The organism is Paenibacillus helianthi (assembly GCF_001909055.1).
Taxonomy (GTDB): Bacteria; Bacillota; Bacilli; order Paenibacillales; family Paenibacillaceae; genus Paenibacillus_AQ; species Paenibacillus_AQ helianthi.
The window spans coordinates 51,511-58,556 of sequence record NZ_LVWI01000056.1 but is presented as its reverse complement, the minus strand read 5'-3'; the positions used below and the strand labels follow the sequence as shown (position 1 = coordinate 58,556).

General features: G+C 42.4%; 7 protein-coding genes and 5 tRNA genes. 2 read left to right on the top strand and 10 right to left on the bottom strand.

Annotated elements, in window-relative coordinates:
- Positions 1-93 precede the first annotated feature (93 nt).
- The 4 genes from A3844_RS21360 to A3844_RS21340 all read right to left on the bottom strand — a co-directional run bounded on the left by A3844_RS21360 (position 94) and on the right by A3844_RS21340 (position 3,120).
- Positions 94-483, bottom strand: a complete 390-nt coding sequence (locus A3844_RS21360) for a hypothetical protein (protein WP_074108401.1) — start codon at positions 481-483, stop codon at positions 94-96.
- A 1,185-nt stretch (positions 484-1,668) separates the two neighbouring features.
- A complete protein-coding gene (locus A3844_RS32410) occupies positions 1,669-1,926 on the bottom strand; it encodes a 4'-phosphopantetheinyl transferase family protein (protein ID WP_425270618.1) in 258 nt (85 codons plus the stop codon).
- Positions 1,927-2,586: 660 nt separating this feature from the next.
- Positions 2,587-2,669: transfer RNA gene (locus A3844_RS21345), tRNA-Leu, on the bottom strand.
- Positions 2,670-2,754: 85 nt separating this feature from the next.
- Positions 2,755-3,120: a helix-turn-helix domain-containing protein gene (locus A3844_RS21340; protein ID WP_074083251.1), complete on the bottom strand. Its 366-nt coding sequence runs from the start codon at positions 3,118-3,120 to the stop codon at positions 2,755-2,757.
- Positions 3,121-3,266: 146 nt separating this feature from the next.
- On the opposite strand from A3844_RS21340, the gene A3844_RS21335 reads away from it, so the two are divergent.
- Positions 3,267-3,464 (top strand): Rha family transcriptional regulator, encoded by a 198-nt coding sequence (locus tag A3844_RS21335; RefSeq protein ID WP_074108399.1) that lies wholly within the window; start codon positions 3,267-3,269, stop codon positions 3,462-3,464.
- A 95-nt stretch (positions 3,465-3,559) separates the two neighbouring features.
- Here A3844_RS21335 and A3844_RS21330 read toward each other — a convergent pair.
- The 6 genes from A3844_RS21330 to A3844_RS21305 form a co-directional block, all read right to left on the bottom strand.
- Positions 3,560-3,642, bottom strand: a tRNA-Leu gene (locus A3844_RS21330).
- Positions 3,643-3,645: 3 nt separating this feature from the next.
- A tRNA-Glu gene (locus A3844_RS21325) sits at positions 3,646-3,720 on the bottom strand.
- A gap of 170 nt (positions 3,721-3,890) precedes the next feature.
- Positions 3,891-5,027 (bottom strand): alanine dehydrogenase, encoded by a 1,137-nt coding sequence (ald, locus tag A3844_RS21320; protein WP_074108398.1) that lies wholly within the window; start codon positions 5,025-5,027, stop codon positions 3,891-3,893.
- Between the two features lie 422 nt (positions 5,028-5,449).
- Positions 5,450-5,538 (bottom strand) — tRNA-Ser (locus tag A3844_RS21315).
- Between the two features lie 7 nt (positions 5,539-5,545).
- Positions 5,546-5,621 (bottom strand) — tRNA-Asn (locus A3844_RS21310).
- A gap of 89 nt (positions 5,622-5,710) precedes the next feature.
- Positions 5,711-6,463, bottom strand: coding sequence for an MBL fold metallo-hydrolase (locus A3844_RS21305; RefSeq protein ID WP_074108397.1), 753 nt, complete (start codon positions 6,461-6,463; stop codon positions 5,711-5,713).
- 129 nt (positions 6,464-6,592) lie between these two features.
- On the opposite strand from A3844_RS21305, the gene A3844_RS21300 reads away from it, so the two are divergent.
- Positions 6,593-7,021 carry an Lrp/AsnC family transcriptional regulator gene (locus tag A3844_RS21300; protein ID WP_074108396.1) on the top strand — a complete coding sequence of 143 codons (429 nt, stop codon included), beginning with the start codon at positions 6,593-6,595 and terminating at the stop codon, positions 7,019-7,021.
- Positions 7,022-7,046 lie beyond the last annotated feature (25 nt).

Below are 7,046 nucleotides of genomic sequence, written 5' to 3'. Positions count from 1 at the left end.
ATATTATTACTATTATATCATTAATATCAAAAAACAACAAGTTCAAGGCGGAACAACCCATGAACCAAAAGGGATGAACAACTTCAGTAACAGTTACTTTATGGCACGGAAGAATTTTTCAAGATGCTCCATTTCAGTTTGTGATAGATCGTCAATCATGGATATAAGTCTCAATTTGTTGAAGTTCTCCCCTTGATTTATCATATTTTTAAGAATGTAGTTTCTATTTCTAATAACATTAGCTTTCAATTCTATTTCTTTAAAAGGGTCTTCAAATAACATTCCATTTATATATCCTAAATCACTCAAGTATCTAATTCGTTTTGTCATTAAGACCTTATGCTCATATAGCATATGTGCAGCTCTCAAATATTGAAAGTCTAAATCAGCTAATTCAATTAATTTCCTATAAATCCCCATACCAAAGATAGGTTCTCGACTACCATGCAAGCATTGTTCTTCAGCAGGTATTCCTTCAATCACTTCGTATCTCTTAGCTGTATTTGTCGAATTCATATAATAACCTAGAGTATTCCTAAAGTAATCGAAATTAAAAGCATAGGACTTCCAGTTATTAAATGATATAAGTTGAATGCCAAATACCCAGAGATCAAGAGTATAATCTATTTCTTCACTTACAGCTCTTTCTACTTCTTCAAAAGTAGCCTGTGTTGCGCAATAACTTCCTTGTCATATCCAAATATCAGCAAATCATGCATCAAGTTTTCAATTGTTTTGTAATTAGGTATAAACCTCTTATTTATAAGCACGTAAATGTAGCTATCATTGTATATGGCCTTTATTACAAAATCACAAATATTCATTTTAAGTAAACGTAACAGTTCCTTTTGAACACTGTGGATATTTAAGAGCAGATTATAGATCCTCATGAGTGGCTGATAAAATGCCAAGTGAAATGTATCAGGAGCATACCAGTCACACCTTAATTGCATATGGTTTGTAAATAACCATTCCAGTATGAAGGATGCTTAGGTAATATTGAATTCAAATTTGCATGAATCGGGTATCCAGAAACTTCAGGGTCCTGCATAAAAAGTTTTTTTTCATCAATACCCCTCCTATTTTTGTTATGGTGTCTCTAAAAACTATATATTGCTTCAAAAACGAAACCATAGGATAATTTTCCAAAGACAAAATCATGTAACAGCCATGAAAAAAGATGCTAAGACACCACGAAATCAACGACCAGGACTGGATAGAAAATTTATGTTTATCTGAAAACAAGGCAGGCCCTCGAAGCCCATCCATGATGCTAGATGGAGTGCCTTGGAAAGTTAAAACAGGTGCTCCTCGAGTTATTTGTCAAAGTAACGAAAATAGGCAAAACCTACAATTTAGATTTTTTTCATGCTAATTCACTGCCTCTACAAAGTTCACTCAAATCTTTTATCGTTAACATAATTCGAAAAATCCTTTTCAGCACTACCGACATCTTATAATTCTTCTCAATATGGTACTGTTTAAACTCCCAACGCTCCAAGCTTTATCGCCTTTTATTTTCCCGGTCTTACTAACCGTAAATCAAAAAGAATTTAATGGAATGGACAAGCCTTTGCCAACCGGCTTTATGTAGCTTTCTTTTAAAATCCATAGATCATAAAAAAATGATAATCCTTGGTCGATTCACGCAACATTAAATCACGATATTCATCTTTTTGAAAAATATCTTTTAGCAATCTCAAAATCTATAGGTTTAACGTGCTCTATATCTATACCGACTGGATGCTTACTTGTTGCACAAACTACCCAGCTTTCTGCATGTGATATATCAAAGTGAAAATCAGTAACATTTTCCAAAAATGGTTTTCCATATTCATTTGTGCCGAAAACGATATCTTTGTTGAATATATTTAGATCATCGTAAATAATTCTTCGGATTAATACCTCTGCTAACAATGTACGTATAGCATCTTCATGAATTTATTTATCTCATCATTTTTTATATTTATAGCATACACATTGATCATAGCTAAACCTCCTTTGTCTTTGATGCTAGAATAATTTTTAATTAGATTCGATATAAGTGCGCTATCCTCCTTTTTCAAATAAAAGACCAAAGACCCACAAAAATAGCTTCTTTCTTCTTAATCTCTGTTCTTACGGTCTTATGTAAATTGTGTTAATTGAATCAATTGAAGAAAAACCGGAGGTCTTACCGCGGGGTGCTGTCTATAAGATTAATCGAATATTTGAATTTTATTCAGGAGTGTCAAAACACTCTTTATATCAAAGTAATATATATGTTCAGAGTTTTTAAGTAATCCCGTTGCAAATTCTTTATATCATAAAATACTTGTATAAAATTAGAATTCTTCCAGTTATGAAATGATGGATGCAACCCAAGGATAGATAATGCGAATGTTGGAAGCATTTCATTTATAGCCGGCAGTGAAAGCGGTAACATTATTAATAATGATTATCGTTTCTTCGTTATTTTAATAAAAATTTCGTCAACATATCGTCAACAAAGTCAAAAAATATCTTTAACATCAGTTTCTTTAATGAAAACAAAAAAAGCAAAAAAAACCTTGAATCATCAAGGTTTTTTTGCTTTTTTGAATGTTATGCGGTAGAGAGGACTCGAACCTCCACGGGTATACACCCACTACCCCCTCAAGATAGCGTGTCTGCCATTCCACCACTACCGCGCGGTGTGTACTTTAACTAAAGCATTGTTTGAGGCCAACACTCAATATTATAAATTGATTCTTACGAAAAGTAAAGCTACCGTGATTAAGAATTTTCTTCCGTTCCTTTTTGCTTGCGGTATTGGGTGAAGGCGATATATTCCTTAATGAAATTCTGCTCTTCAGGCAACAGTTCATTGCTTTGGCAATTCAATTGCCGAATTTGTCCAAAAAAATATTCCTCCGAACCTTCACGCACCATTTCAGGTGATTTTTTGCCTAAGATTAGCCAATCCAGGCTCACATGAAAAAAAGCCCCGATTTCGATCAGCTTATGCGTCCCGGGCGTTGACTTGCCCCTCTTCCAGTCTCCCATATTTCCTGTACTTATATTCAACTGTTCGCAGAACGATTTCTTGGTGATCCCCTTCTGCTTAATCAAGTATTCAATTCGTTCGTATATGGACTGCATATGCCAACCGCCTTCCACTATATTTAAAAAAACTTAATTGCGTAATTATTATTGTAAAATGACGTAAAAAAGTATATAATTAACTATTATTATGTCTTATCCCATTATATCATACGGCTGGATAGTCGATAAGAGGTGAGCCCCTTTTGAACAGCAAACGTCCCATAACCCCCTACGGCTGGGCAATCAAACAGCGGCTGACAGAGCTGCATCTGGACCAGAAAAAATTCTGCGAGATTTATAATATCCCACCTTATCGCCTGTCCAACCTGATCCATGGCACGCGTAGAGCCGAACGCTACCGGCGCCAGATTTCGGAGCTTTTGGGCCTGCCCCCATCTTAGCTTTTTCCTGCCGTGGGACCAGCCTGTCTCTATACAAAAAAGACCGCTCCAATCAGACGTAGTATCTGATTCAGGAGCGGTCTATTGTGACTGTATGCGGTAGAGAGGACTCGAACCTCCACGGGTATACACCCACTACCCCCTCAAGATAGCGTGTCTGCCATTCCACCACTACCGCATATGGTGACTCGTATGGGATTCGAACCCATGTTACCTCCGTGAAAGGGAGGTGTCTTAACCCCTTGACCAACGAGCCATGATTGATAACTTATGTGTTTGTCACAACAAAAATGAGTATATCAAATACTGCGGATTTTGACAAGAAGTTTTTTTGAATCAAATAGCGGGGAGCTGCATCCGTCTGAAATCTGTCCTCCCCGCTACTTTCACTTCCCGCCAAAAAGATATCGACCTGAGCCTTCGCACTTAGTTTCGACCTCCGGCAGCGGCCAGCACCTCTATGCCATTAGCGGCTTCATAGCCCAGACTTTGCGCTACGGCCAGATTGGTCACATACCCGGCAGCCACGTTAATTCCACTGGCCAAGGCAGCATTGTTCAATGCAGCAACATGAATGCCCAGATTAGCGATCTGCAAGGCATAGGGGATCGTCACATTCGTAAGCGCCAGTGTCGAGGTCCGTGCCACAGCGCCCGGCATATTAGCCACAGCATAATGGACAACTCCGTGCTTCACATAGGTCGGATTCTCATGGGTTGTGATCCGGTCAATCGTTTCAATTGAACCGCCCTGATCGACTGCAACATCCACAATGACAGAACCTTCCGCCATTTGCTGCACCATGTACTCTTTCACCAGCTTGGGTGCCCGGGCACCCGGAATGAGCACAGCCCCAATAAGCAGATCGGCTTTACGGACAGCTTGTTCAATATGATAAGAATCAGACATGAGGGTAACCAGACGCCCGCCAAAAATATCATCGAGAACCCGGAGCCGGGTCGCATTCACATCCAGCACGGTAACCCTTGCTCCCAAGCCGAGCGCAACCTTGGCTGCATTGGTACCCACAATGCCTCCACCTACAATCACCACCTCACCAGGCTGAACACCTGGAACGCCGCTAAGCAGCACACCTTTGCCGCCATGCGGCTTCTCCAGCAACCCCGCTCCAATCTGAACCGCCATCCGTCCGGCTACTTCGCTCATGGGAATGAGCAGCGGCAAGGAGCCATCCTCCAGTTGGACCGTCTCATACCCAACCGCTGTTACGCCACTCTCCACAAGGGCAGCAGTCAATCCGGCTTCCGGAGCCAGATGCAGATAGGTGAACAGGATCAACCCCTTACGGAAATAACCGTACTCTTCGGGGAGCGGTTCCTTCACTTTTATAATCATATCTGCCTTGCTCCACACTTCAGCCGCGGATTCCACAATTCTTGCGCCCTTATCCAGATACTCACTGTCTTCAAAGCCACTGCCCGATCCCGCACATTGCTCAACGAACACCTCATGGCCTGCTCTGCGGAGAGCATCAACTCCAGCCGGAGTGATAGCAACACGATTCTCGTTGTTCTTGATTTCTTTGGGTACGCCGACAATCATTTTATAGCCTCCTTAGATGTTATGAGAGTATAAGCCTACAGTGTATTAGGATGCGAAAAGAAAGGCCCACTTATGAGCCTTTCTTTTCAGCAGTCAGGTTTATTTTATCATATGCGCAAGGTCAGTTTAAGGATTAACCTTCGTTTCAAATGTTTGCTTACCGTCAACGAATTTCAGAACAACTGCTGCTTTTACCGGATCATGTGGTTCGTTCAGCGTAATGTGTGTACTGTTTTTTCTCCATAATGTCCGGGAAGCCACGCAGCGGCTTGTAGTCCAGCCGTTCAATCGTTATATCCGATGGATTGCATCAACAGGTTATTTATCGGAGGAGAGGGAAATGCCAAGAATTCTGTCAGAAGGCTAAAGACAAAAAAAAGAACCTCCGCCGGGAAGTTCTTTTGCATGAAATGTATTCAGAACGGAGAGAGAGGGATTCGAACCCTCGCACCGCTTACGCAGTCTAACCCCTTAGCAGAGGGTCCCCTTATAGCCACTTGGGTATCTCTCCAAGAAAATGGCTCCCCGAACAGGACTCGAACCTGTGACAACTCGATTAACAGTCGAGTGCTCTACCAACTGAGCTATCAGGGAACATTCACATGAACAAGGAATAATTTATCATGATTTTGTAGTCTAGTCAAGCTTATCGCACTATTTTGATATCGTTTTCAGGAGCGGGATCAACACCACTCCCCATCTCCCGGGATCTTGACTCGATCCAGCAGTCCCTCCTGCTCCAGCCGGGCTGTAAGTTGTTCACGGGTAACCAGGCAATGGTTGATGGCCTCCATATGCACAGCAATCACAGATGCTGCAGGCGAATAGTTGCATAGATCCACAATATCCTTCTCATTCATCGTAATATGACCTCCGGTCAGAAATTGCGCTCCTCCCCCATTGACGACAATCACCTCCGGTTTATGTTCATCCAGAGCCTGTTTTACTTCATCGCACCAAATCGTGTCACCGGCTACATATAAGACTGGCTCGCCTTCGGCTCGGAACACAAAACCTGATACCTTACCCATAAGCTCACCAATTTCTCCTATGCCATGCCGGCCTCCGGTCCGCATCAGCGTCACGTTCTGAAAGTTCATCCCCTCATTGTTCCCAATCACAGATACATGTTCAAAACCCTGCTCCGCGAAAGTCTCTCCATCCCCATCCTGGCACAGAACCGGAAGCTCGTGTGGCAATAGAGACACTGCGGCTCCGTCCCAATGATCCCGGTGCAGATGTGTGACCAGCACAGCATCAGGTGTAAGCCACTGCTGAACCGGCCCCGGCAAAGGCACCAAGGGATTATTGCGTGGATTTGCGGTATTCGGAATAGGCGGATTCGCCCCTTTTTCACTAAGCATAGGATCAACCAGAAAAGAAACACCACCGTATTCCAGCCATAGGGCTGCGTTGCGGATAAGCTGAATTTTCATCATAAACCCTCTTTCATCCATTCTGTCTTCTGCTACAATCTAAGTATAGACGCGACTTCGATCAGAATACATTGTGCGGCGAAAGAGATTCACCAGATCTGCTTTCACCCGGAAAGGATTCTCGTATAAATGGATAACTACTCAATAGATGATATAGACTACAGAATCCTACAGTATATAATAGAAGATTCCCGGTTAACCCAGAAGGAAATTGGGGAGAAAATTCACATGACCGGGCAGGCTGTTGGCGCCCGAATCCGCAGAATGCGGGAGCTGGAGATTATCGAGGGCTATACGGTGCGATGGAATCCGCAGAAGCTTGGACAGAACATCCACGCTTTTATAACTGTGTTCCTCAGCTCCAACAAAGTGCATCCGCCTTTTCAAAAATTCGCCCAGGAACATGTAAATGTGGCCGAGCTGCACCGGGTTAGCGGTGAAGGCTGCTACTGGATGCGAGTATACGCCAAAGATCAAGAGGAACTGTCAACTTTTCTTGACCTGCTGCTGGAGTTCGGCAACTATCGGGTTAATCTGGGAATGGGCAAGCTGAAGTAGCACATCATATAATAATTACATGGAG